This window comes from Campylobacter sp. TTU_617, from assembly GCF_016599045.1.
In the GTDB taxonomy this organism is placed as follows: Bacteria; Campylobacterota; Campylobacteria; order Campylobacterales; family Campylobacteraceae; genus Campylobacter_D.
The window spans coordinates 86,084-109,676 of the sequence record NZ_JAENKV010000002.1; the positions used below are offsets into that span (position 1 = coordinate 86,084).

Here is a 23,593-nt window from a genome sequence, read left to right on the forward strand (position 1 = left end):
TATCCTTATAAAAAATCTTTTAAGAATTTTTTATCTGAAAGTGCTATAAAAGGCAAAGCTTTATAACTTTCTTGATTGTAATTTAATAATTTTAAATTCAAATCCCCCATAAAGCCACCCATTTGATTGATTAAAAAATCTCCTGCTGCTATATCCCATATACTTAAACTTTCATTTCTTTTATATACACCAGCTCTTCCTTCTAAAATAGCACAAAATTTAAGTCCAGAGCCTATGTTTAAAGCTTTTAAATTATATTTTTTTGCAAAATCCTCATCTTCTTTACTGAGATGATTTACGCTTAAAAGAGCGGTATTTTTGTTTTGGTTTATTAAATCTTCATCTTTTTTTAAAATTGTATTATTCTTATAAACAGGAGTGTGTAAATGAGCATAAAAAACAGTATTAGTACTAGGACTTTGAATAAGAGCTAAAATAGGTCTTTGTTCTTTTATAAGAGAGATCATAACGCAAAATTCATCTGAATTTTTTAAAAATCCACTTGTGCCATCTAAGGGATCAATAAGCCAAAAATATTCTAAATTTTTTCTTTCTTCATATTTTAAAATTTTTTCTTCTGAAAAAATTTTAAAATTGGTTTGCGAGAGTTTTTGTGTAATGATATCATTAGAAACCATATCTGCTGTTGAAACTAGGCTTTTATCTTCTTTTTTCCAAATTTCTACAGAATCTCTAGTTTGCATTATAGCTTTAGATGCTAAAGTGGCAGCTTCAAGTGCTAAATTTAAATATTGATCTAAATTCATTAACCCTCCTTTTTTATGTTTGATACAATTTTTATTAAACTTAAAACTATAATAACCTCAAATAAAGCTGTTAAAATTAAAGCCACATATAAATTCGAAGAAATAATTTTAGCATTAAAAGATAAAGTTGCTGCAGCAATGAGCAAGGTTAAGGGCATAGAGTGACTTAGGCCAAATAAAATTGAGTTTTTAAAGCCAATATCTTTTAAAAAAATCATAGAACAAAGTATTCTTAAACACATCATTAGAAGCATTAGTGAGAAAGAATAGAGTATAATTTTATATTCTAAAAGTATTTTGATATCAAAAGTTGATCCTATATAGATAAAAAATACAGGAATTAAAAATCCATAGCCAAAACTTGAAAGTTTGTGTTCTAAATCTTTTTTATGATTAAAGAAAGTTGCCATAAAAGAACCAGCTATAAAAGCTCCAAGTGCAACTTCTAATTTTGTAATAATCATTGCTATAATGATTAAAATGAAAATAGCAATACAAAATCTTATATCTTTTTCGTTTTTATCTTCTTCGGGCATTAAAATAGTTTTTAATCCTGGATACCACCAAAATAAAATACCAAGAATTTTAAAACTTAATAAACAAAGACCTAAAAAGATATTAAGGTATAAAATGCTTTGTCCTACACTAATAATGCTTGTATCTTCTCTTAAAAAAGCTCCTGCAATAGTAATTAAAACTATACTAATTACTTCAGCTAAAGTGGCTACGATCATAGCTGTATTAAGCCAATAGCAATTTTTGCCAAAATCTTTAAAAAGTATAGATAAAAGACCAACACTCATTATAGGTATGATTAAAATAAATACAAAATGAAGCTTAAAAATCCATACAATTAAAGAAGCTAGAGAATAAAGTAAAAATATATAATAAAGACTTTGTTTAACAAGTTTTTTTTCCATATTGAAAAAATCTCTTAAATTTACCTCCATGCCTGCAATAAACATTAAATAAAAAAAACCAATATTAGCCAAAAGTTTAAAATTTTCACTTTCTTCTATAAAATTAAAATAAGCTACAATAGAGCCTAAAATAATTTCAGTTGCAGAAATAGGCAAACGTAAAGATTTAGCAATATAAGGAGAAAGGAACAAACAACAAGCTATTGTTGTAAGAATTTTTAAATCAATTAAATCTTGATGCTCAATGACATTCTGAAGCAAAACTAAATCCCATTTGTTTAAGTTTTTCAATATCTTTAGAGGCTACTTCTCCTTTTGTAGTAAGATAATCCCCTATAACAATAGAGGAAGCTCCTGCTTCAAAAATTTCATATTGTCTTTCTTTTAAGATAAACTCGCGTCCTCCTGCTACCATAATAACAGAATCTTTTAAAGCAGTTTTTGTATCGCGTATTATTTTTAAAGCTTCATCTGCACTTAGCTTAGGAACTTTTAAATTTAAATTTTCATTAGAAATAAAAAAATTAATAGGAGTTGAAAAAGGTTTTAATTCTTGTAAAGATTTTCTAAAACTTATTCTATCTTCTTCACTCTCGCCCATTCCATAAATTCCTCCGCAACAAAGCATTAATCCTGCTTCTTTGGCATTAAGATTTGTTTTAAATCTACTCTCCCAAGTATGAGTGGTGCAAATTTTTGGAAAAAATTCTTTAGAAGTTTCAAGATTATGATTATAGGAGAAAATTCCTGCTTTTTTAAGTTCTTTAAGTTGTTCTATATCTGCCATTCCATTGCAAGCTATAAGAAGTAGATTAGGAACTTCTTTTTTAATTGTATGTGCAGCTTTGCAAATATATTCTAGTTTTTCATCATCAAGTCCAAGTCCAGCAGTTACTAAGCAAAAACCTAAAGCTTGATTTTTTTTAGCTATTTTAGCTTCTAAAACAATTTGTTCTATATCTTTTCTTTTATATTTTAAAATATTTGTTTTAACAAAAGAGCTTTGAGTGCAGTATTTACAATCTTCACTACACCCTCCACTTGCTATATTGCATATAGCACAAAGCATAATTTGCATTGCTTCTCCTATTGGGTAATTAAAATCACATTCTAACAAAAAAGCCTTAATTTTAATAAATTTATCTTTTTTGATATTTTAGATTTAAGATATTTTTAACATTATATTAATTATTAAAATAACAAATTTTAATGAAATTCATTGATATCATTTTTATATTTTTTTGTAAAAAAAGCTATTCTTCTTTTACAACTTCTTTTTAAGCGGATAAAAAAATCATTAATAGCATTTTTTATTTTAATTTTTAATGGCATTTTTACACTTTTTAAAATTTTTTTCCAAGCAGATGCATTTCCTATAAAACCGTTATAAGAATCATTGATCATATAATTTATAATACACAAATTTTCATCAATTTTAAACTCATTTATATAAATTTCATTTTCGTTTAAATTTTCATTTGAATCAATATTTATAAAATAATACTTTTTATTATTCCCCCCCCCCTGTTTATTTTTAAAAGAAGAGAGATTTTTATTAAAAATTTTTTCATTTTCTCAAGTTCAAACTGACCACAGTGTATAAAAGTAATATTTTTGGCTAAAAATAATTTTTGTTTAATTTTATTCCAACGATAAATACTTTGTTCATTAACTCTTTTGCTTTGAATTTTTAAATCTTCATTGGTAAAGAAGTGATGAATAGATAAAATGTTATATTTAGTATCTTTAACATGAATTGGCTCATCTACTTTATTGCTTTTTTGGGAATGTTTGACTACTTCATAATTTAAGAAAAAATCTTTAAAATCATTGCAAAATAAATCATAAATTATATCTAAATCCCCGCTTACCATCCAATCAAGCGGAGAAGAAAGCGATCTTAAATGATTTTTTCTTAAATGATGTGCAGTGCGACAAGCAGAACCTAAGCTTAAAATGATATCAGTTTTAATAATGCGTATTTTTGAAATTTTTTGCATTTTAATCCTTTTAAACTTTAATTTTGCATTGTTTTTATATTTTAATTTATAAAATTCTATAAAAATGGATAATTTATTATTTCCATTTTTATAGCAAGATTAATCTTTAATTTCTTGTTTTGTTTTGCATTTAGGGCATTCTAAAAAAGTGCCTTTTTTAAGTTCTTTAATCACTAAAATTTCATTACATTCTTTGCATTTTTCTTCACTTGGTTTATATTTACTTATAAAGTTGCATTTTGGATAGGTGCTACAACCATAAAATTTTCCACGTTTTGAAAAACGTTCTACAAGTTCTCCTTTTTTACAACTTGGGCAAATTATACCTGTTGAGTTTGTTTTGGTTTTTGTAGGGTTTTGTTCTTCATTTTTATTTTCATTTTTTAAATTTCTTGAGTATTTGCATTTTGGAAAATTTAAGCACGCTATAAATTCGCCAAAACGCCCTTTTCTTATAACAAGTTCACCACCACAATCAGGACATATTTCACCTAATTTTGTTATAGTTTTTTGACTAACAATTTTTGTTTTTCCTTCTTCTATTTTTCTTATAAAAGGATAATAAAATTCTTTTAAAGTTTCTTGCCAATTAGCTTTATTTTCAGCAATTTCATCAAGTGTGTTTTCAAGATTTGAAGTAAATTTGCTATCTACTATATCACTAAAGTTTTTTTCAAGCATTTCAGTAACTACAAAGGCTGTTTCGCTAGGAATTAATTGTTTTTTATCAATCTTTACATAATCACGACTTGTAAGTATAGAAATAGTAGGAGCATAAGTAGAAGGGCGTCCTATACCTAAACTTTCAAGTTTTTTTACAAGTCCTGCTTCAGAATACCTTGAAGGAGGTTCTGTAAAATGGGAATTCATTTCTAAATTTTGTATTTTTAAATTTTCACCAATTTTAAGATCAGGTAAAATTTTATCTTTATCCATATCTCCATATACTTTATAATATCCATCAAATAGTATTTTCCTACCACTTATTTTAAATACAGCTCTATCATTTTTTATAAAAACATTTTGAATTCCAGAGATAGCAGGATTCATCTGAGAGGCTAAAAAACGATTATAAATTAAAGCATAAAGTTTTAATTCATCTTTATCTAAAAATTTAGTTGCTATTTCTGGAGTAAAGTCTAAATTTGTAGGTCTTATTGCTTCGTGTGCTTCTTGTGCTCCTTTAGATTTTGTAGTATAAATATTGGCTTTGTTTGGTAAGTATTTTTCTCCAAAATTATTTTTAATAAATTCTCTTGCATTTTGCACCGCTTCTTTAGCTAAATTTAAACTATCTGTTCTCATATAAGTGATTACACCCATTGTGCCTTGGTGTGTATTTACACCTTCATAAAGTTTTTGAGCTATCATCATGGTTTTTTTAGGATTAAATCCTAAACGATTACTGGCACTTTGTTGTAAAGTTGAGGTCATAAAAGGTGGTGGCGGAGATATTTTTCTTTCTTTGCTTTCTATTTCATTTATAAAATAATTATCATTTTTACAAGCTTCAAAAATAAGTTTAGCACGATCTTTATTGGTAATAGTAAGTTTTTCTATTTTTCCTTTATCAAATTCAATAAGTTCTGCTTCTAAGTCTTTTTTAAAAATCATATCGATACTAAAATATTCTAAAGGAATAAAAGCACGAATTTCTTTTTCTCTATCTACTATGATCTTTAAAGCTGCACTTTGAACACGTCCAGCGCTCAAGCCTTTTTGAATTTTTTGTCCTAAAAGAGGACTTAATTTATAACCTACAATGCGATCAAGTAAGCGTCTGGTTTGTTGTGCATTGACTGAGTTCATATTGAGTTTTCTTGGATGTTTTAAAGCATGATCAATAGCACTTTTTGTAATTTCGTGAAATACAATACGAGGAAGTTTTTCTTCATCTTTTCCTATAGCTTTTGCTATATGATAAGCTATAGCTTCACCTTCTCTATCTTCATCCGTTGCAAGAAAGATTTCTTTAGCGTTTTTAGCTTTTTCTTTTAATTCTTTTACTAAAGAACTATGATCACTTGTAATTTTATATTCAGGAATGAAATTATCATTTTCTATTTTGATTCCAAAGCTTGTTTTTGGTAAATCTCTAATATGACCTTTAGAGGCTATAACTTCATAATCTTTTCCTAAGAAATTTCCTATGGTTTTTGCTTTAGCGGGAGATTCGACTATGATTAGGTTTTTTTTCATTCTTTGCCTTTTGTAAAATAAAATGTTTAATTTAGCTAAAAAAAATTAAATTTAACTTACATTAAAAGCGCATCTTTGACATAAAGCTTCTAAATATTTTCCTTCTTTAAAGCCTTGTTTAATTTTTTTTGATTTTTGAGAATTAATAATGCTTGTAAAAGATTTTTCAAAGATATTTCCAAGGTTAATACAAGCTTTAGCATCTAAACAGCAAGGCACAACTACTCCATTGCTTAAAATTCCAATTTGCTTAATGAGCCCATAACAAGTTCCTTTAGTATTTATAATTTCATCTTCTAAACTAGGCCATTTAAATGATTTTTTTTGATGCAATATTATATGTCTTGCAAGACGATTTTTCGCTAGTTTAGGATCTATTTTAGTATTAAAATATGAGTTTAAAAATTGATAAAATTCTAAATTTTCTTTAGGAAAATTAAAATTTTCATCTAAATTCCAAAGCCTAAGATTGATAAAACTTTTAGCATTTTGCTTAAGATGTTCTTTAAAAAAAGTTAAAATTGGTTCAAAATAATCTTTTAGGCTTAATTTATTTTGACTTAAAAAGGCTGTGATTGAAATATTGATTTGGTAAATATTAGAATATTTTAAAAGTAAATTTTGATTTTTAGTATTAAAGTAAAAACCACTTGTTGTAAGCTCTAATTTCATATTTTTTTCATAAGCTATTTGAATATATTTTTCAAGATTAGATAAAAGTAAAGGATCGCCTAGCAAATGAAAAGTAAAAAGTTCTGCTTTATTTGAAATTTCTTCAACTAAAGCTTTAAAATTTGATAATTTCATAATTCCTCTTATGTTTTTCATCGAAGGACAAAATTCACATTTTAAACCACAAATATCGCTAAGTTCTATATAAATTTTTTTAAATTTCATTATTGTCCAATTTAAATTTTTAAAATAATTTTATATTATAATAAATTAAAACCAAACACTAAGTTATAATAGATTTTTAACTTTTTTCAAGGCTTTTAAGGAAAGAATTGAAATGGGTATGTTGTCTAATTCTTTAAAACTTTTAAATTCATAGCTTTTATCTTCTTTATCTAAAATTTGATGATAAACTTTAACATTAATTTTAAATTTGGTATAGCCGTGTTTAAACTCAGCTATTGGTTTCATATTTTCATTTAAATTAAATTCATCATCCTTAAAAAAGGGAAAATTATATAAACCTTTATAAAGTTTTTTAGAGCTTTTTTGGATGCTAAATTTCTTTTGAAATTCAAATAAAACAAGATTTAAATTTAAATTTTCATATAGTATTTTTTTGGTTTTTGGGTAAAGCTTCGTATTGAATTTTCCTAGACAAAACTCATAAATTGGACAAATTCCGCATTTTGGATTTTTAGGTAAACAAATCAAAGCTCCTATATCAAGTAAAGCTTGATTGTGATCAAAAGCATTGTTTAAATTTAAAATTTTTTCAGCTTTGAGTTCTAATTCTTTCATATTAGGATTTTCTAAAGCAAATAGTCTGCATAAAACACGTTTTATATTGCCATCAACAAAGCTTACTTTTTCATCATATCCAAAGCAAGCAATAGCTCCAGCTGTATAAGATCCTATACCGCTTAAACTTTTTAAATCTTTAATATTTTTTGGCAAAGAACCATTAAATTTTTGTATACAAGCTATAGCTGCTTTTTTTAAATTTCTAGCCCTAGAATAATATCCAAGTCCTTGCCATACCTTTAAAAGTTTTTCTTCATTTGCATTTGCAAGGCTTGTTAAATTTGGAAATTTTTCTAAAAAAGGAAAATAGAATTTTTCTAATACTGATTTTACTTGAGTTTGCTGAAGCATAATTTCGCTTATATAAACCCCATAAGCACGCTCAATGTGACAAAGTCTTTTATCACATAAAGAACTTTGTAAATTTCTCCAAGGTAGTTCTTTTCTACCGTTTTTTTCATACCAAATCAGTAGATTTTCTTGTAATTTTTTAATGGTTTGTTTTTGCATAAAAGAGTATAACAAAAAAATAAAATTTATAGCAATATATTTTAATTTTTACCCTAAGACAAATTTATAAATATTAAAAAAGTAATTAAATTTTAATTAATTTAACAAAAATTTAATAAAAATATACTAAAAGCTTGTTTTTTCATTTTTAAAATAAAATATTATTAAAACGTATTATTAAAATATATTATTAAAAAATATCTAAAAAATAAATTTTTATTTTGAAAATAGAAATCTTTGTGATATAATATTTACAGAATATTTACAGAATATTTACAGAATATTCTGTAAAGGAATGGATAAAATGGAAGATTATAGATTAATCCCAGCTTGGGATGAGTGCTATAGTATTAATAATAAAAAAATTGATGCTCAGCATAAAAGACTCTTTGAACTTGCTGCAAAAGTTGAAAATGCAGTTTATAAATTTGTTAAACGTGATGAATTAAAAGAAATTTTAACAGAACTCTTCAACTACATGAAAGAGCATTTCCATGATGAAGAAAAATTTATGGAAGAGATCCAATATCCTTATCTTCAAGAGCATAGACAAATGCATAAAAATATCATATATGAAATGTCTAGATTGATTCAAAATATAAAAACCACAAATGATCTTAAAGAAAGATTGTATTATATGATGTCAAATTGGCTTTATAAACATATCTTAAAATATGATCTTAAAATAGCAATTTGGGCCAATGAAAATAAAACGAAAACTTTAAATGATGAAAAATCAGTCCAAAATCAACCCATAATACATGAAAATTTAGAATTTATTTATTCTTGTCCTTGCAAAATAAATCATAGATTAAATTTTAAAGAACATATGAGTATGACTAATGATGATACAACTATAAAATGCAAAAAATGTCATCAGCTTTTAGTTTTTATTAAGAGTGAAGAAAAAACTTATAAAGGATAAAGATTGCTACCAAAATGGGATAAGAGTTATAGTGTTCATAATAGTAAAATTGATGCTCAGCATAAAAAACTATTTGAACTTGCAGCAAAAGTAGAATATATGCTTGATAAACCTGTATATAAAGATAAAATTAAAACCTTGCTTATGGAATTTTTTAATTATATGAAATATCATTTTAATGATGAAGAAAAATATATGTCGGCTATTAAATATCCTTATTTTGAAGAGCACTGCAGGATTCATAAAGAAATCACCCAATCTATGATAGAGCTTATACAAAATATAAAAACCACAAATGATTTAAAAGAAAAGCTTTATGCTATGGTAAAAAAATGGCTTTTAGAACATATACTTTATGAAGATATGAAAGTAGAGCAATGGAGAATAGGATCTTTAAGTTCTGATAGTGGGGCTGATATTAGTTTTGAAGAAATCAAAGATGAAGATGATGAGTTAGCAATTTATTTTTACACTTGTCAATGTTTAGGACAAATTCACGATGTGCCTTTTGGAATTCATAAAAAGATTCAAGATAAAAATGCCAAATTTAGATGTAAAAAATGTAATCATATTATAGGATTTTTAAAAAAAGGATAAAGGAATATTGATTTTTATATTTCTTTGCTAAAATTAGCTTAAATTTTTAACAAAGGAAAGAAATATGCTAACTTTTTTTAAGGGTTTGGGTGTAGGTTTTTTATGTCTATTACTTTTTATTTTAGGGGTTATTTTTAATGTTGAGTTTTTAAACAAGAAAAAAGATTTAAATAGTAGTTTGAACTCCAATAGATATCTGAGTTTTTCAAGAAATATTGAAGAAAGTTCAAAAATAAGTCCTGATGTATTTAATGCGCATATTAATTTTTGGGCAAATGAGCTTTTAAGTACAAAAATTTCTTTAACTCAAGAAGAAAAAAATCAAATCTCTAATACTTTTAATGAAATTTTACAAAGAGCTAAACAAGATAAATTTTGCACCGGTGGTTCTTATAGTTTGGAGCCAAATTTCTCTTATAAAGATGGAATTCAAATTCCAAAAGGACAAAGATTAAACGCTTATTTAAATTGTGATATAAAACCAGAAGAATTAAGCGCATTTAATGCTTTTATCAATGATTTAAATGCCATTGTAGCAAAAAGTGATTTTGTAAGCGTTTCAATGCCTTCTTTAAATGCTAAATTTTCTGATGAGCTTTTAAAAGAAAGCAAAGAAAAACTTTATGATAAACTTTTAACAAAATCATTAGAATATGAAAAAAAATATTCTAGCGATTTAAATAGAACTTGTACTTTAAGATCTTTAAATATCACCCAAAGACAGCCAAATGCAATGATGCCAAGAGTTTTAAATTCAAGTGCTAAAATGGATGGAGTAGAACTTTCTTTGCCTATCGTAACAGAAGGGGATCAGAAATTAGAAGCTATTGTAAGTTATATTTGTAAGTAAATAAAAATAAATCTTAACAATATTTTAAGTTTAATTTGTTAAGATTTCATCTTTACTTACTTATTTTATATAAAGTTTTTTTCGCGGGAATAGCTCAGGGGTAGAGCACAACCTTGCCAAGGTTGGTGTCGCGAGTTCGATTCTCGTTTCCCGCTCCATTATCACCCGCCCGGGTGGTGGAATTGGTAGACACAAGGGACTTAAAATCCCTCGGAATTTTTCTTCCGTGCCGGTTCAAGTCCGGCCTCGGGCACCATATTCAAGGCGACATAGCCAAGCGGTAAGGCATGGGCCTGCAAAGCCTTGATCTCCGGTTCGAATCCGGATGTCGCCTCCAGCGATAGATTTCTTTACAATTTTTTCGGGAGATGGCTGAGTGGTCGAAAGCGGCGGTCTTGAAAACCGTTGAGGGTTACACCTCCAGGGGTTCGAATCCCTTTCTCCCGGCCACGTTTTGTTTTCTAGTTTCTAAATTTTGTTTTAAGATTTAAATTTTATCTTTGATTGTTTTTTAAAAATTTAAAATTTAAAGATTTTAAATTTTTAAAAATATTTTACTTTTTATAATCCTTACTATCTAAAAATAAAAGTTTTAATAATATAAATTTTATCCATAGATTAATACTATTTCAAATTTATAAAAGATAAAATAAGAATTTTATTTTCATTAATTTTTAAAGGATAAAAATGAAACTAAATACTTTTTTTATATCTTTAGCTATCATTTTGGCTAGTTTGATTTTTATAATAGGTTTAAATAAAGCTTTAAATGATTTTAAAACATTTGATAGAAGTGTGATAGTAAAAGGCTTAAGTCAAAAAGATATCGAAGCAGATACGCTTATATTTCCTATAAAATTTACAAGATCAAATAACAATCTTGCTAATTTATATGAAGATTTGGAAAAAGATAAGCAAAATATACTTAAATTTTTGCAAGATCAAGGCGTAAGAGCTGATGAGATAAGCTATAATGCCCCAAATATCACAGATAAACTAAGTGATCCTTATAGAAATGACAATCAAGTAGCCTTTAGATATATAGGCACGGGAAATTTACTCATCTATACTAAAAATGTAAAACTTGGAAAAAGCATACTAGAAAAAATTTCAACACTTGGAAAACTTGGTATAGTGATAAAAATCGATGATTATGAGATAGAGTATCTTTATACCAAACTAAATGATATAAAACCAAAGATGATAGAAGAAGCCACGCTCAATGCTAGAAACGCGGCCTTAAAATTCGCACAAGATTCAAATAGCACACTGGGTAAAATTAAAAAAGCTTCTCAAGGGCAATTTAGCATTAGCAATAGAGATAAAAATACCCCTTATATCAAAACTATAAGAGTGGTTTCTACTATAGAATATTACTTAAAAGACTGATTGTAAAATTTCAAACTAAGCTTTAAAGCTTAGTTTGGCACTATGGAATTTTTGCGTGCGGTTTTTTGGAGTGAGAAAAGGATTAAAATAATCAAAACAAAATACACCACATTTAAGCTATTTATTATCATTAAATTTTCATTATTTTCTTTGAAAATATTATATATAAAATAAAATTCTTTTGGATTTAAAAACAAAACAAAAGCGAAAATAAAATATGAGCAAGATAAAAAAATATATCTTAAAACACGAGAATTTATAAAAAATAAAAATAATCCAACAAAACTTAAACATGCAAAAGATATATACGCAACATCTTTAAATATTTTTAAATCAAAAAATTTTGCCAAAAGAACTCCAACCATACTAAAGATAGAAACACTTGTATAGCAAATTATCAAAATAAATAAAAGGTTATATATTTCTTTTATTATAATCTTGCTCCATTTAATTTTTTTCACTTTAACTTTTTCATTTATCATATGCGTTCTTTCTTTATTTTTACAAAAATATATAGAACAAACACATATAAATAATAAAATACCTAATATATACCAAAAAATATTATTATAATTAAAAATATCACTTAAATAGGTTTTAGTGTCATTTATAATCTTTTTATCATTGATATGCAAAATAACAATACTATATAAAATATATAAAGCTATCAATAATACAAAGCTATTAAAAACCTTTAAAAGATCGGTATGATGATCGCAAAGCTTTCTATAAAATCCTAAAAGTAAAAAATCTATCAATTTAGAATAATTTTTATTATTTTGATCTATATCTTCATCCATATCTACTTTTTTAAGTTTATTCCAACTTTCTTTTAATTCTATCTCTTTGCAATAAAGCTCGTATTTATGAAAATTTGAAGCATCTAGGAGATTGTTATCTTTTATTAAAGCACTTTTAAAAGTTCTAAAAGAATCTCTAAAATCGTTTGCAAATTTATCTAAAGGTTTTTTATCTTGCTCTTCTTTAGTTTTGTTAAAATCTTCATATTCTTGTTTTATTCTTTTTTGTAGATCATCAAAAGTAAAATTTAAATTTGTATTTACAGCGTTTAAATTTCCTTTTATAATATTTTGAAAAAATATAAAAGATTTTTCAAAATTAGCTCCATAAAAAGATAAATTTTCAAATGAGTTTTTAAAAAATATACATTCATAATTAAAGCTATTAGCATTAAAATAAGCTTCTTTTGTAAATAAATTATTATATATACTAATATTTTGTATTGAATTTTCTTCAAAATTAAAATTTAAAATTTTATTTTCAAAAATACTTACATCTTTAAAAGTATTTTTACAAACATTTATTTTATATATTTCTTTTTTTACCCAAAAAATACCAAAATCTTTTTCAAAAATACTATCTTGAATTGAGATATATCCATCAAAATTATTTCTTATCATAAAACTGCTTTCAAAGCAACACATTTTAAATTCTAAAGATTTTATTGTAATTTCTAAAATTAAATTTGGTATTGTACATCTATAAAAATACAAATTATATTCTTGGAAAACTTTAATATTATCATCAATAATAGATATAACACAATCATTTATTTGAAATAAATTAGAATACTCTATATATAGTATTTTATTTTTTTCTACATTTAATTTTTTAGCTATATCTTCTATAGCTTTTTCCTTATCAAATTCTTCCATCACTTGCCTTCTATGATTTTTATCTCATCTTCGGTGAGATTGTAGAGTTTATAAACCAAAGAATTGATTTTGTTTTCTAGTTTTTGAGTGTTTGCGTTTTTGTCTTGTTCTTTGGCTTTTAAAATTTCATCGACTAAATTTATAAGCTCATTTGCTAATTTTTGATTTTTGGAATTTATTTTTGGTATAGGAAGTTTTTCTAAATTATTTGTTTTTAACTCACCTTTTATACCACCGCCCATATAAAATTTTCTAAGCATTAAATATATAAAATCAGTATTTAAAAAAGCAATTAAATATTTTAAAATATTTGGTTCTAATGTTATAATATTGGCTGGGGCCATAGCCATAGAATTATTTGTTTCATAAGAAAAACAAGGTTCTTTTGACATTATACACGGATACACTATCTTTTCTTTTTCAAATTCTTCCAAATAGGCACAATTTCTAAGATTATAAGGCGTAATTCCTTTGTCAGATCTTTTTTCTAATTGCGGATAAAATTCATCAAAATGCTTTTTTAGGCTTGGATAATGCTCTATATTTATCGCTTCTACTTTTTCTCCACTTTTGCTTTTATAGCCGTTATGAGTATTTATCACCCAAAGCCCAGCCCATTCATAGCTATATCTTTTTATATCGCGTCCGCGTAGCATTTTGCGTATGAGTTTAGCGGTGCGTTCTTTTTCAGCTTCATCTTTACAATTTGCTAAAATTTCATTTCTTTTTTCAGTGGCGATGATAAAGGCTTCATTATAGCCTGTTAAAATTCCACGATATATATTAAGCCCATACCATTCTTTAAGCGGAGTTCCTATGCGTTCTATCTTAGCCTTTAAGACGCTAGTATTTTCATCGCTAAAAGTGAAGCTTTCTTTACTTAAAGAATTTTGCGAAAATTCTGTGAAGTTCTTAGATAAGCTAATATTATAGGCACAAGCTTTTAAAATTTCATTATTTAGAGCAAGGTATTTGAATTTATTATCTTTGCTTTTTGATTTTTCAAAACAAAGTATAGAAGTATCCACACTAGCACTATAAAAAACTTTTACGCCGTTTAGATCAGTGTATTCTAAAACCTTAACATTTTTAAGTAAAAATTCACGCAAAGCTTCTCCGTATCCTGCACGCGTGTATTTGTTAGAAGTGATATAACTCAATACCCCCCCCCTATCTTTTAAAACATTAAATCCTAGTTCATAAAAATAAGTATAAATATCACTTGTTCCTTTATAAACTTTATAGTTTTTAGCTAGATGAGGTTTTAGTTCTTTAAGTTCTTCTTGTCTTATATAAGGCGGATTACCAATGATTAGATCAAAGCCTTCGAAATTTCCATCATCGTCTAAAATTTCAGGAAATTCAAAACGCCATTCAAAAGGATGATTACTTTCTAGGTTAAAAATGGCATTATAATCTTCTTTGAGTTTTTTAAATTCTTTTGTGGCTTCTTTTTCATCAAAGTCAAAAAGAGTCAAATTCGCACTAACAAAGAATTTTAAATTCTCATCATCTATGGCTAAGAAATTTCCGTATTTTTTAGAGTATTTTTCACATTTATCATTAAAGCTTTTCATTTCTTTTTTAAATTTATCCGCAAAGCAGAAATTTTTAAAAGACATTTTGAGATTTTTTATCTCTTGGTTAATTTGACTTTTATCCGTGTAAAATCCCTCTTTATAGTCTTTTACTATGCGTTTGTATTTGCTCATACGTTCTTTGATGTTTGGATAATGACTTAGGCTTTTATCAATTTCAAAGTAAGATACCAAAGAATTCCCGCACTTTATGTTTATATCGATATTTGGTAGGGTTTTAAGATCGTGATAAGTTTCATCATCAAAGTTTTGGTAAAAGCTGTGTTTTAAAAGCTCTATCCAAAGCCTTAGCTTCGTGATCTCGCAAGAGTTGGGATTGATATCAACCCCAAAAAGATTATTTTCTATGATGTCTTTTTTAGTATGAAAAAGCTCTTGTTGGATAAGATGGGCTTTATCTTTAGGTGTGCTTGGACGTTTATACTCTATAAACTCGCCTTTATGATTGGTGATTAGAATTTCATCATTTTGCACTTCTAGGTAAAATTCTTCATCAAAAAGATTTAACTCATCATAAATGCTAAGCAAACAATTTAAAGCAGAAACTAAAAAATGCCCACTTCCTACTGCAGGATCACAAATTTTTATGGAGTTTAAAAGCTCTTTTTGTATCTTTTTATCTTCTTTTCTTAAAGATTTTCTTAGTTCGTTTATATCTTTAGCATCAAGATCAAATTTGGTATTAAATTTATCAAGCACGATTTTTGTGATACTTTCTTTACACATATAAGAAGTGATAAAGCTTGGCGTGTAAAAACTTCCTTCTTTATAGCCGTTTAGTTTTTCAAAAACATTTCCTAAAACACTTGAGCTTATGAGTTCTTTTTGGCTTAAAATTTCACTTTGTTCATCATCGCTACCAAAATCAAAACTATCTAAAAATTCAAACAAGTATTCCAAAAGCCCCACTTGTCCTTTTTTGATCTTACATTTATCATCTTTTAGTATGGTGTTTTTGTAGTAAAAAAGCTTTAAATCATTGCTCAGGCTTGAAATTTCAAGCGTATTTTCTATGCTTTGTTTTTCAAATAAAGAAGAATTTAGATAAGGCAGATAAGCAAATACACTTTTCTTTCTTTTGCTTTTTTCTTTAGCCAAAATTTCAAAGAAAAGTTCGCTAAGTTTGTCAAAATCAGGGATTTTTTTAAAATTTAAAAATTTCAAATTTTTATCATCATTAAAACGCACCAAATTTGACTCTATAAGTTTTAAAAACAAAATGCGATTTAGCCATAAGATTAAAAGTTTTAAAATGGTTTCAAAATCTTCTTTTTGAAGTTTAGAATTTATAGCGGTATAAAAAGTGCCTTGCTCTTCTTTACTCTCTTGGCTTTTTGTGATAATGAGTTTTGAGTTTTGTTTGCTCTCATAAAGCCCTAAGATGTATAAAAGCTCTTTGTAAAAGGCGTTATTTAAGGAATTTGCATCGTTGGGATTAAATTCATTGTGTAAAAAATCTTTATTAAAAATTTTAAAAATAGTTTTTAAATTTTTAAAATTTTGCTTTTCTTTGTCATTAAAGATCTTTAAATCTATAAAAAAGCCTTCTAAATTTTGCTTTTTATTTTCTATAAGCTTAGAGCATTCTTTGTAAAATTCTTCTGTGTTATTGATAAGAGAGTTGCTATCATTAAAAGTATTAAGAAGTTTTTTGAAATTTGTATCATTAAAAAATAATTCTTCAAAAACTTTTGCTTTAAAAATATAAAATTCATAAAAATTAGTAATGATGATAAATTTTAGATTAAAATTATGTTCTCTTTCTCTAAGATAGTAAAGTATGCTTTCGCAAAGTGCTTTTGAATTTAAAGAAGTTGGCGTGATAAATTCTTTAGAGCCTTGTTTTTTAGCTTCGATGACGACTTCTAACTCTTCTTTATTGATAAGACTTAGATCAATCTCACTTTTGCCTTTTTGTTTATGTTTTATAGTGGTATTAAAATTTAAAGCTTTTAAAAAGGGTGCAAGAGCGTTGGCCACTAGATAATCTTCATTTTGATTTTTAGAGTTTTCAAGATCAGCTAAATAGGTGTTTAAAAGTTTTTTGAAACTATCAAATTCATTTTGTGTGATTTGTTTTTTAAGATAATAAGGATTAAAAAAATCTTTTTGATTTAAATTGATAAATTTCATAAAAATCCTTTAAAATGAGTAAGTTAAAGTATGATTACTTCTTCTTCTAATAAAATTCCAAATTTTTCAAAAACTCTTTTCTTAGCAAGTTCTATAAGAAAAAGTGCATCATCAAAGCTAGCATTTTTTTTGTTGATTAAAAAATTGGCGTGTTTATCACTTAGCATAGCGTCATTTTTGCTAAAGCCTTTAAGTCCTACAGCTTCGATTAAAGCCCCTGCGAAATTGTCTTTTGGATTTTTAAAGATAGAGCCAAAGCTTGCTCCGCTTGGTTGGTTATTTCTGGCATTTTTTAAAAACTCGTCTTTTGTTTTATCAAAACCAAAGAAAAGTTTAAATTCAGCCCAAAAAAAAGGTGTTTGCAAAGGACAAAAGCGGTAAGCAAAATTTATATTTTCACGCATAATTTCGCCTTTAGCGGTGGCAATTTTGATTAAATTTTGACTGATACATTCTTCTTTAAGTCCTGCATTCATTTTTAAAAGCCCGCCAAGTGTGCCTGGGATTTTTTGTAAAAACTCAAAGCCTAAAAGATTGTTTTCTTTGGCAAAGCGATAAATTTTACTTGCTTTTGTTTTGCAACCTATGCGTAAGATAATAAAGTCTTTATTTTTATCAAGTATTTCTATAAAATCAAAAATATCTCCTAAAATCCCCATTTTTTTAGGTTTTGGACTAATTAGTAAATTATTTGCTCCACCTATTAAAAAGCCATCAAATTCTTCTATTTTGTTTAAAACTTGAACTTCAAATTTATCACCTATACGCACGGATGAGTATTTTTTGAAGTCTATTATCATTTGATAAAGGTTGGAATTTGATTTAAAATATTTTCGGTAAATTCTATCATTGTTGTTGTCATCCAAGGCATCAAAAAGATGATTACAATTACAACTAAAATGATTTTTGGAACAAAAGAAAGTGTCATTTCATTTATCTGTGTTGTAGCTTGAAAAATACTTATAATAAGCCCTGCAATAAGCCCTGCAAGAAGCATAGGCAAGGAGATTAAAAGTGTAACTTTAAAAGTAGCAACCCCAAGGGCTACAAGAGTGCTCTCATCCATAATTTTCCTTTAAGAATATCTAGCATTTTCGTATTCGCTAGGAATAAGATAATCATTTGTGTGGATTATTTTATCATAAAACTTATGTTCATATCCTAGTTTAAAAAGTGTATCAAGGGCTTTAGTTTGAATTTCATTTAAATAAATAGAATTTTGATTGGCATATAAGGATAAATAAGTTTTTAGTTTTAATTCATCTACGCGTATTAGCTTTCTTTCCATTAGCATAGGAATTAAAATTTTAGAATTTAAATATGCTATTTTAACGGCATTGATAAGATCTTTTTCTATTTGGATCGCATCTGTAATGGGTAAAGAGCGACGCAGAGCCATCCCGCCTAAAGGTAAGGGGAGATTTTCTTTTGCGAGCTCTAGCCAAATATCCCAAAGTTCTACTTCTACACAAAGTTTTGTATCAAAGTCTAAAATGCTTTCGTGGATTAAAACTCCAGCATCCACTTCACCTTCTAATACCGCTTTTTCAATTTCTAAGAAATTTTTATAAATAATTTTAGCTTCTGGATATTTTATGCGAAAAATTAAAGCATTTGTGGTATTTGCTCCACTTAGTGCCACTTTAAAATTTCTTTTTAATTGTGTTTCTTTTTTTTTAATAAGTTTTGGTCCATAGCCTTCACCAAAACTCATAGCTGTGCGTAAAAGTGCGTATTCTTTAGCGATTAAAGGGTAAAGTGCAAAAGAAATAGCACTAACATCATAATAATTTTGAAGAGCTAATTCATTTAAACTTTGTATATCTAAGGCTTTGTTTTTATAATCAAATTCATTTCCAATCCAGCCAAATTTAATTGCCATATACATAAAAATATCATCAGCATCAGGAGAATGAGCTATAGTGATCGTTTTTTTCATTGATGAGTTGATCCTTGATTTTTCTTAATAAAATATTTTATAGAATTTCATTTAAAAATTTATAAAAACTTTAATTTTATGATTTTATTTTAAAAATATTTTTTTTGAAGTAATGCATTATTTAGCTTTATTTTGTTAGAATTTAGATTAAATTATTTTAAGGGAAAATAATGGATGACAATAAAAGAAAATCCTTAGATGCTGCTTTAAAAAGTCTTGATAAAGCTTTTGGAAAAGGAACGATTTTAAGACTTGGTGATAAAGAAGTTGAGCAAATTGATAGTATTAGTACAGGTTCGGTTGGGCTTGATTTAGCTTTAGGAATAGGGGGAATTCCAAAAGGAAGAATCATTGAAATTTATGGACCTGAAAGTTCGGGTAAAACAACGCTTACTTTGCATATCATTGCAGAATGTCAAAAAGCAGGTGGGGTTTGTGCATTTATTGATGCAGAACACGCTTTAGATGTTAAATATGCTAAAAATTTAGGAGTAAATACAGATGATCTTTATATTTCTCAGCCTGATTTTGGGGAACAGGCTTTAGAGATCGTAGAGACGATAGCTAGAAGCGGAGCTATTGATTTGATTGTAGTTGATAGCGTAGCAGCTCTTACTCCAAAGGCTGAAATAGAAGGAGATATGGGCGATCAGCACGTAGGACTTCAAGCAAGATTAATGTCTCAGGCTTTAAGAAAGCTTACAGGTATAGTGCATAAGATGAATACCACAGTTATTTTTATCAACCAAATTCGTATGAAAATAGGTGCTATGGGTTATGGAACGCCTGAAACAACTACTGGCGGAAATGCTTTAAAATTTTATGCATCTGTGCGTTTAGATGTAAGAAAAGTTGCAAGTTTAAAACAAAGCGAAGAAGTAATTGGAAATCGTGTTAAAGTTAAAGTAGTTAAAAACAAAGTTGCTCCGCCTTTTAGACAAGCTGAATTTGATGTAATGTTTGGAGAAGGATTAAGCCGTGAAGGTGAGCTTATAGATTATGGTGTTAAATTAGATATAGTAGATAAAAGTGGAGCGTGGTTTTCTTATAAAGATAAAAAGCTAGGGCAGGGTAGAGAGAATTCAAAAGCTTTCTTAAAAGAAAATCCACAAATTGCAGAAGAAATTACTAAAGAAATACAAAATTCGATAGGTATTGAAGGAATGATAAGTTCTTCACAAGATGAGGAGGAAGATTGATGTTAATAATAGAAGATGTAAGAGCATTTGAAGTTTTAGATAGTAGGGCAAATCCTACAATAAAAACAGAAATAGTATTAAATGATGGTAGCGTGGGTTCAGCTATAGTTCCAAGTGGTGCAAGTACTGGTTCAAAAGAAGCTTTAGAGCTTAGAGATAATGATGAAAGATTTAACGGAAAAGGGGTATTAAAAGCTATTTCCAATGTCAATGAGCTTATAGCTGAAAATATCATAGGGCTTGATGCTTATGATCAAATTCAACTTGATGAAACCTTAAAAGAGCTTGATGGCACAAATAATTATTCTAATTTAGGGGCTAATGCAACCTTAGGTGTTTCTATGGCTTTAGCACGTGCAGCAGCTAACTCTTTAAATATACCTTTATATAGATATTTAGGTGGTATAAATGCAAGTATTTTGCCTGTTCCAATGTGTAATATTATCAATGGAGGAGCTCACGCAAATAATAATATCGATTTTCAAGAATTTATGATTATGCCTTTTGGATTTACAAGTTTTAAAGAAGCCTTGCGTTCTGTTTGCGAAGTTTATGCTTCTCTTAAGAAAGAATTAGCATCTTTAGGGCATTCTACGGCATTAGGAGATGAAGGAGGATTTGCTCCTAATTTAGCAGACAATGAAGAAGCTTTAAATCTTTTGATGACTTGTATTAAAAAAACAGGCTATGAAAAAAATATAAAATTAGCCCTTGATGTTGCTAGTAGTGAGTTTTATAAAAATGGAAGCTATCATTTAGAAGGAAAAACTTTTTCAAGTGATGATTTGATTGAAAAATATATAGAGCTTTGTTCAAAATATCCAATTTGTAGTATAGAAGATGGCTTAGCTGAAAATGATTTTGAAGGTTGGATAAAACTTACTCAGAAATTAGGGGATAAAATTCAGCTTGTGGGCGATGATTTATTTGTAACTAATGAAAATATTTTAAGAGAAGGTATTCTTAAAAAAATAGCAAATGCTGTTCTTATTAAGCCTAATCAAATAGGAACTATTACAGAGACTATGAGAACGGTGCGTTTAGCACATAGAAATAGTTATAAGTGTATTATGTCTCATAGATCAGGGGAAAGTGAAGATACTTTTATAGCTGATTTTGCCGTAGGTTTAAATACAGGTCAAATTAAAACAGGAGCTTTAGCAAGAGGGGAAAGAACTGCTAAATATAATCGTCTATTAGAAATAGAGCTTCAAAATGATGAATATTTAGGAGAGAAACTCTGAGTGATTTATTAAAAGAATATGACGAAAGCACTAAGAAAAAGAGCCTTTATTTTCATATTTTTAAAATGGCCTTATGGGCGATTTTTGTAATTATTGGAGCAATTTATTTTGGTAATATGCTTTTTGGTCAATATTCTTTAGATACTATGTTGTCTTTAGAGACAACAAAAGAAAATTTAAATAAAAAAATTCTTTTATTAAAAGAGCAAAATGCTAAAGCCCAAAAAGAATATTTTGAGTTGAAAGGTTTGTATCCAAATGAAAATTAAATTATTGTGTGTTTTATTATTTTTATGTGCTTTTGCAAATGCTAAAACAAATCCTTTTGATATAGAACAAAATTTAAGTAATAATATTATAATCCCAGAATCTTTTCAAAAAGAAGAAGTTAAATTTAATTCAAGTGCAAGAATTCTTAAAGCTATTACTTTTCATTATATTAATCTTGATGGAAGTGAGAGTGATTTAAATCTTGATATCAATAAAAGCATAGATTGGCACGATCGTTATGTATTAACAAGAGTAAAAGCTCCTGATCCTTCTAAAAATTTAGATGTTTCTGTAACTATACCTGAGAAAAATAATTCTAAATCAGATCTAAATACTTCTGTTAGCATAGAACTTCCCATACAAACAGATAAAATATATGATTTTATAGCTTATACAACTTATAAAAATAAGATTAAATTTAATACAAGTGATGAAATATTATCTGATTTTTCAATAGGAAATCCTAGTAAAATTGTTTTAGACTTTAAATCAGATGATATTCAGCCAACTAAAAATATCAGACTTAAAGATTCTTTGTTTAAAAGAATAGATTTTGGATCCCATAAAGGGTATTATCGCTTAGTGATTTATTTGGATGGAAAGTATAGTTATCAAATTCAAAAAGATTCTACTGGTTATATTATCAATTTATTATAAATGAGAAAAATTGTATTTTTAATATTTTTTATTTCTTATTCTAATGCAATTTTATTATTTGATACTTATGATGAAAATTTTTTTGATAAAGAAGATATAAAAACTTATGTAATGAGTGAAAAACTTGATGGTGTAAGAGGGATTTGGGATGGTAAGACATTTAAAACACGCAAAAATAATCCTATCTTTGCTCCTTTATTTTTTACTCAAAATTTTCCAAATTTTGCTCTTGATGGGGAATTATGGATACAAAGAAAAAGTTTTGATGAAATTTCAGCTCTTATACGAACAAATGAAGCCAATAATACACTTTGGAAACAAGTAACTTATAATGTTTTTGATGTTCCAAATGCTTGTGAAGAATTTAAGCTTAAAGAATGCACTTTATTAAATCGTTTAGAAATTTTGCAAGAGTATTTAAAAAAATATCCTAATGCTTACATAAGAATCATTCCTCAAGTTTTTATTAAAGATAAAAAGCATTTAAATGATTATTATAAAAATGTTTTAAAAAACGATGGAGAAGGACTTATCATAAGAAAAAACTCTATGCCTTATGAAAATAAAAGATCAAATTTTTCTTTAAAACTAAAGCCTTTTTTTGATGATGAATGTAAAGTTGTAGGCTATATAAAAGGAAAAGGTAAATATGAAAATAAGATCGGAGCTTTATTGTGTGAGCTATCTAGCACAAAAGTTATTAAAATTGGATCAGGGTTAAAAGATAGCGATAGAGAAAATCCTCCAAAAATAGGTTCTATTATCACTTATAAATTTAACGGATTAACAAAAAATTCTTTACCACGTTTTCCTGTATTTTTACGCGTTAGAGAATAATGAATTCTTGACTTGTATTATTTTTTATGCTAGAATGTTAGCTTTTAAATTCGGGGTGTAGCGCAGTCTGGTTAGCGCACTTGGTTTGGGACCAAGGGGCCGAAGGTTCGAATCCTTTCACCCCGACCATTTTTATAAATATTTATAAAAAATGGTGAGTGTAGCTCAGTCGGTTAGAGCATCAGATTGTGGTCCTGAGGGTCGTGGGTTCAATTCCCATCACTCACCCCACTAAGCGCTCGTAGCTCAACTGGATAGAGCGACAGACTTCGGATCTGTAGGTTATGGGTTCGATTCCTATCGGGCGCACCACCACTTCTTATATATGCGTTCATAGCTCAGCTGGATAGAGCAACGGCCTTCTAAGCCGTAGGTCAGAGGTTCGAATCCTCTTGAGCGTACCACTT

At 27.4% G+C, this 23,593-nt stretch carries 22 protein-coding genes and 8 tRNA genes; 17 read left to right on the forward strand and 13 right to left on the reverse strand.

Annotation, left to right across the window (positions count from 1 at the left end; all coding sequences use genetic code 11):
• Nucleotides 1-5 precede the first annotated feature (5 nt).
• The 8 genes from GQV94_RS01525 to mutY form a co-directional block, all read right to left on the reverse strand.
• A complete protein-coding gene (locus GQV94_RS01525) occupies nt 6-767 on the reverse strand; it encodes a 3'(2'),5'-bisphosphate nucleotidase CysQ family protein (RefSeq protein WP_200169218.1) in 762 nt (253 codons plus the stop codon).
• A complete protein-coding gene (locus GQV94_RS01530; RefSeq protein ID WP_200169314.1) occupies nt 767-1,948 on the reverse strand; it encodes a cation:proton antiporter in 1,182 nt (393 codons plus the stop codon). The genes GQV94_RS01525 and GQV94_RS01530 overlap by 1 nt, the downstream gene beginning before the upstream one ends.
• Nucleotides 1,929-2,765, reverse strand: coding sequence for a biotin synthase (locus GQV94_RS01535; protein ID WP_200169219.1), 837 nt, complete (start codon nt 2,763-2,765; stop codon nt 1,929-1,931). The genes GQV94_RS01530 and GQV94_RS01535 overlap by 20 nt, the downstream gene beginning before the upstream one ends.
• 128 nt (nt 2,766-2,893) lie before the next feature.
• The gene (locus tag GQV94_RS01540) at nt 2,894-3,091 is read right to left on the reverse strand and encodes a hypothetical protein (protein WP_200169220.1); all 198 of its coding nucleotides are present in this window, start codon (nt 3,089-3,091) and stop codon (nt 2,894-2,896) included.
• A gap of 86 nt (nt 3,092-3,177) precedes the next feature.
• Complete coding sequence (locus GQV94_RS01545) at nt 3,178-3,687, reverse strand: DUF1796 family putative cysteine peptidase (RefSeq protein ID WP_200169221.1); 510 nt, start codon at nt 3,685-3,687, stop codon at nt 3,178-3,180.
• 99 nt (nt 3,688-3,786) lie between these two features.
• Complete coding sequence (gene topA, locus GQV94_RS01550; protein WP_200169222.1) at nt 3,787-5,886, reverse strand: type I DNA topoisomerase; 2,100 nt, start codon at nt 5,884-5,886, stop codon at nt 3,787-3,789.
• Between the two features lie 51 nt (nt 5,887-5,937).
• Nucleotides 5,938-6,783 (reverse strand): radical SAM/SPASM domain-containing protein, encoded by an 846-nt coding sequence (locus GQV94_RS01555; protein ID WP_200169223.1) that lies wholly within the window; start codon nt 6,781-6,783, stop codon nt 5,938-5,940.
• 63 nt (nt 6,784-6,846) lie between these two features.
• Nucleotides 6,847-7,872 (reverse strand): A/G-specific adenine glycosylase, encoded by a 1,026-nt coding sequence (mutY, locus tag GQV94_RS01560; protein WP_200169224.1) that lies wholly within the window; start codon nt 7,870-7,872, stop codon nt 6,847-6,849.
• A 304-nt stretch (nt 7,873-8,176) separates the two neighbouring features.
• Here mutY and GQV94_RS01565 point away from each other — a divergent pair, with 304 nt between their 5' ends.
• The 8 genes from GQV94_RS01565 to GQV94_RS01600 all read left to right on the forward strand — a co-directional run bounded on the left by GQV94_RS01565 (nt 8,177) and on the right by GQV94_RS01600 (nt 11,633).
• On the forward strand, nt 8,177-8,797 hold the full coding sequence (locus GQV94_RS01565) for a bacteriohemerythrin (protein WP_200169225.1): 621 nt from the start codon (nt 8,177-8,179) through the stop codon (nt 8,795-8,797).
• Nucleotides 8,798-8,800: 3 nt separating this feature from the next.
• Nucleotides 8,801-9,394, forward strand: a complete 594-nt coding sequence (locus GQV94_RS01570; protein WP_200169226.1) for a bacteriohemerythrin — start codon at nt 8,801-8,803, stop codon at nt 9,392-9,394.
• A 64-nt stretch (nt 9,395-9,458) separates the two neighbouring features.
• Nucleotides 9,459-10,244: a hypothetical protein gene (locus tag GQV94_RS01575; RefSeq protein WP_200169227.1), complete on the forward strand. Its 786-nt coding sequence runs from the start codon at nt 9,459-9,461 to the stop codon at nt 10,242-10,244.
• Between the two features lie 83 nt (nt 10,245-10,327).
• Nucleotides 10,328-10,402, forward strand: a tRNA-Gly gene (locus tag GQV94_RS01580).
• 9 nt (nt 10,403-10,411) lie between these two features.
• A tRNA-Leu gene (locus GQV94_RS01585) sits at nt 10,412-10,500 on the forward strand.
• A 7-nt stretch (nt 10,501-10,507) separates the two neighbouring features.
• Nucleotides 10,508-10,581: transfer RNA gene (locus GQV94_RS01590), tRNA-Cys, on the forward strand.
• A gap of 25 nt (nt 10,582-10,606) precedes the next feature.
• Nucleotides 10,607-10,694: transfer RNA gene (locus tag GQV94_RS01595), tRNA-Ser, on the forward strand.
• A 237-nt stretch (nt 10,695-10,931) separates the two neighbouring features.
• Complete coding sequence (locus GQV94_RS01600) at nt 10,932-11,633, forward strand: SIMPL domain-containing protein (RefSeq protein WP_200169228.1); 702 nt, start codon at nt 10,932-10,934, stop codon at nt 11,631-11,633.
• Between the two features lie 29 nt (nt 11,634-11,662).
• On the opposite strand, the gene GQV94_RS01605 is transcribed toward GQV94_RS01600, so the two are convergent.
• Genes GQV94_RS01605 through GQV94_RS01625 form a run of 5 tightly spaced genes read right to left on the reverse strand, consistent with a single transcriptional unit; the run spans nt 11,663 to nt 18,979 of the window.
• Nucleotides 11,663-13,309 carry a pentapeptide repeat-containing protein gene (locus GQV94_RS01605; protein ID WP_234126289.1) on the reverse strand — a complete coding sequence of 549 codons (1,647 nt, stop codon included), beginning with the start codon at nt 13,307-13,309 and terminating at the stop codon, nt 11,663-11,665.
• A complete protein-coding gene (locus GQV94_RS01610) occupies nt 13,309-17,040 on the reverse strand; it encodes a class I SAM-dependent DNA methyltransferase (RefSeq protein ID WP_200169229.1) in 3,732 nt (1,243 codons plus the stop codon). The genes GQV94_RS01605 and GQV94_RS01610 overlap by 1 nt, the downstream gene beginning before the upstream one ends.
• Before the next feature lie 23 nt (nt 17,041-17,063).
• Nucleotides 17,064-17,840, reverse strand: coding sequence for a UDP-N-acetylmuramate dehydrogenase (locus GQV94_RS01615; protein WP_200169230.1), 777 nt, complete (start codon nt 17,838-17,840; stop codon nt 17,064-17,066).
• The gene (fliQ, locus tag GQV94_RS01620) at nt 17,837-18,106 is read right to left on the reverse strand and encodes a flagellar biosynthesis protein FliQ (RefSeq protein ID WP_131164006.1); all 270 of its coding nucleotides are present in this window, start codon (nt 18,104-18,106) and stop codon (nt 17,837-17,839) included. Before fliQ ends, GQV94_RS01615 begins: the two co-directional genes overlap by 4 nt.
• A 9-nt stretch (nt 18,107-18,115) precedes the next feature.
• Complete coding sequence (locus tag GQV94_RS01625) at nt 18,116-18,979, reverse strand: menaquinone biosynthesis family protein (protein ID WP_200169231.1); 864 nt, start codon at nt 18,977-18,979, stop codon at nt 18,116-18,118.
• Between the two features lie 170 nt (nt 18,980-19,149).
• Between GQV94_RS01625 and recA the strand changes: the two genes are divergently transcribed.
• The 9 genes from recA (at nt 19,150) to GQV94_RS01670 (ending at nt 23,590) form a co-directional block, all read left to right on the forward strand.
• Nucleotides 19,150-20,178 carry a recombinase RecA gene (gene recA / locus GQV94_RS01630; RefSeq protein ID WP_200169232.1) on the forward strand — a complete coding sequence of 343 codons (1,029 nt, stop codon included), beginning with the start codon at nt 19,150-19,152 and terminating at the stop codon, nt 20,176-20,178.
• The gene (gene eno / locus GQV94_RS01635) at nt 20,178-21,422 is read left to right on the forward strand and encodes a phosphopyruvate hydratase (protein WP_200169233.1); all 1,245 of its coding nucleotides are present in this window, start codon (nt 20,178-20,180) and stop codon (nt 21,420-21,422) included. The genes recA and eno overlap by 1 nt, the downstream gene beginning before the upstream one ends.
• Nucleotides 21,423-21,487: 65 nt before the next feature.
• Nucleotides 21,488-21,691 (forward strand): hypothetical protein, encoded by a 204-nt coding sequence (locus tag GQV94_RS01640; protein WP_200169234.1) that lies wholly within the window; start codon nt 21,488-21,490, stop codon nt 21,689-21,691.
• Complete coding sequence (locus tag GQV94_RS01645; RefSeq protein ID WP_200169235.1) at nt 21,681-22,349, forward strand: AMIN domain-containing protein; 669 nt, start codon at nt 21,681-21,683, stop codon at nt 22,347-22,349. The genes GQV94_RS01640 and GQV94_RS01645 overlap by 11 nt, the downstream gene beginning before the upstream one ends.
• Nucleotides 22,350-23,186 carry a DNA ligase gene (locus tag GQV94_RS01650; RefSeq protein ID WP_200169236.1) on the forward strand — a complete coding sequence of 279 codons (837 nt, stop codon included), beginning with the start codon at nt 22,350-22,352 and terminating at the stop codon, nt 23,184-23,186. It abuts the gene before it with no gap.
• Between the two features lie 51 nt (nt 23,187-23,237).
• Nucleotides 23,238-23,315 (forward strand) — tRNA-Pro (locus GQV94_RS01655).
• A gap of 25 nt (nt 23,316-23,340) precedes the next feature.
• Nucleotides 23,341-23,417, forward strand: a tRNA-His gene (locus tag GQV94_RS01660).
• 4 nt (nt 23,418-23,421) lie between these two features.
• A tRNA-Arg gene (locus tag GQV94_RS01665) sits at nt 23,422-23,498 on the forward strand.
• 15 nt (nt 23,499-23,513) lie between these two features.
• Nucleotides 23,514-23,590 (forward strand) — tRNA-Arg (locus GQV94_RS01670).
• Nucleotides 23,591-23,593 lie beyond the last annotated feature (3 nt).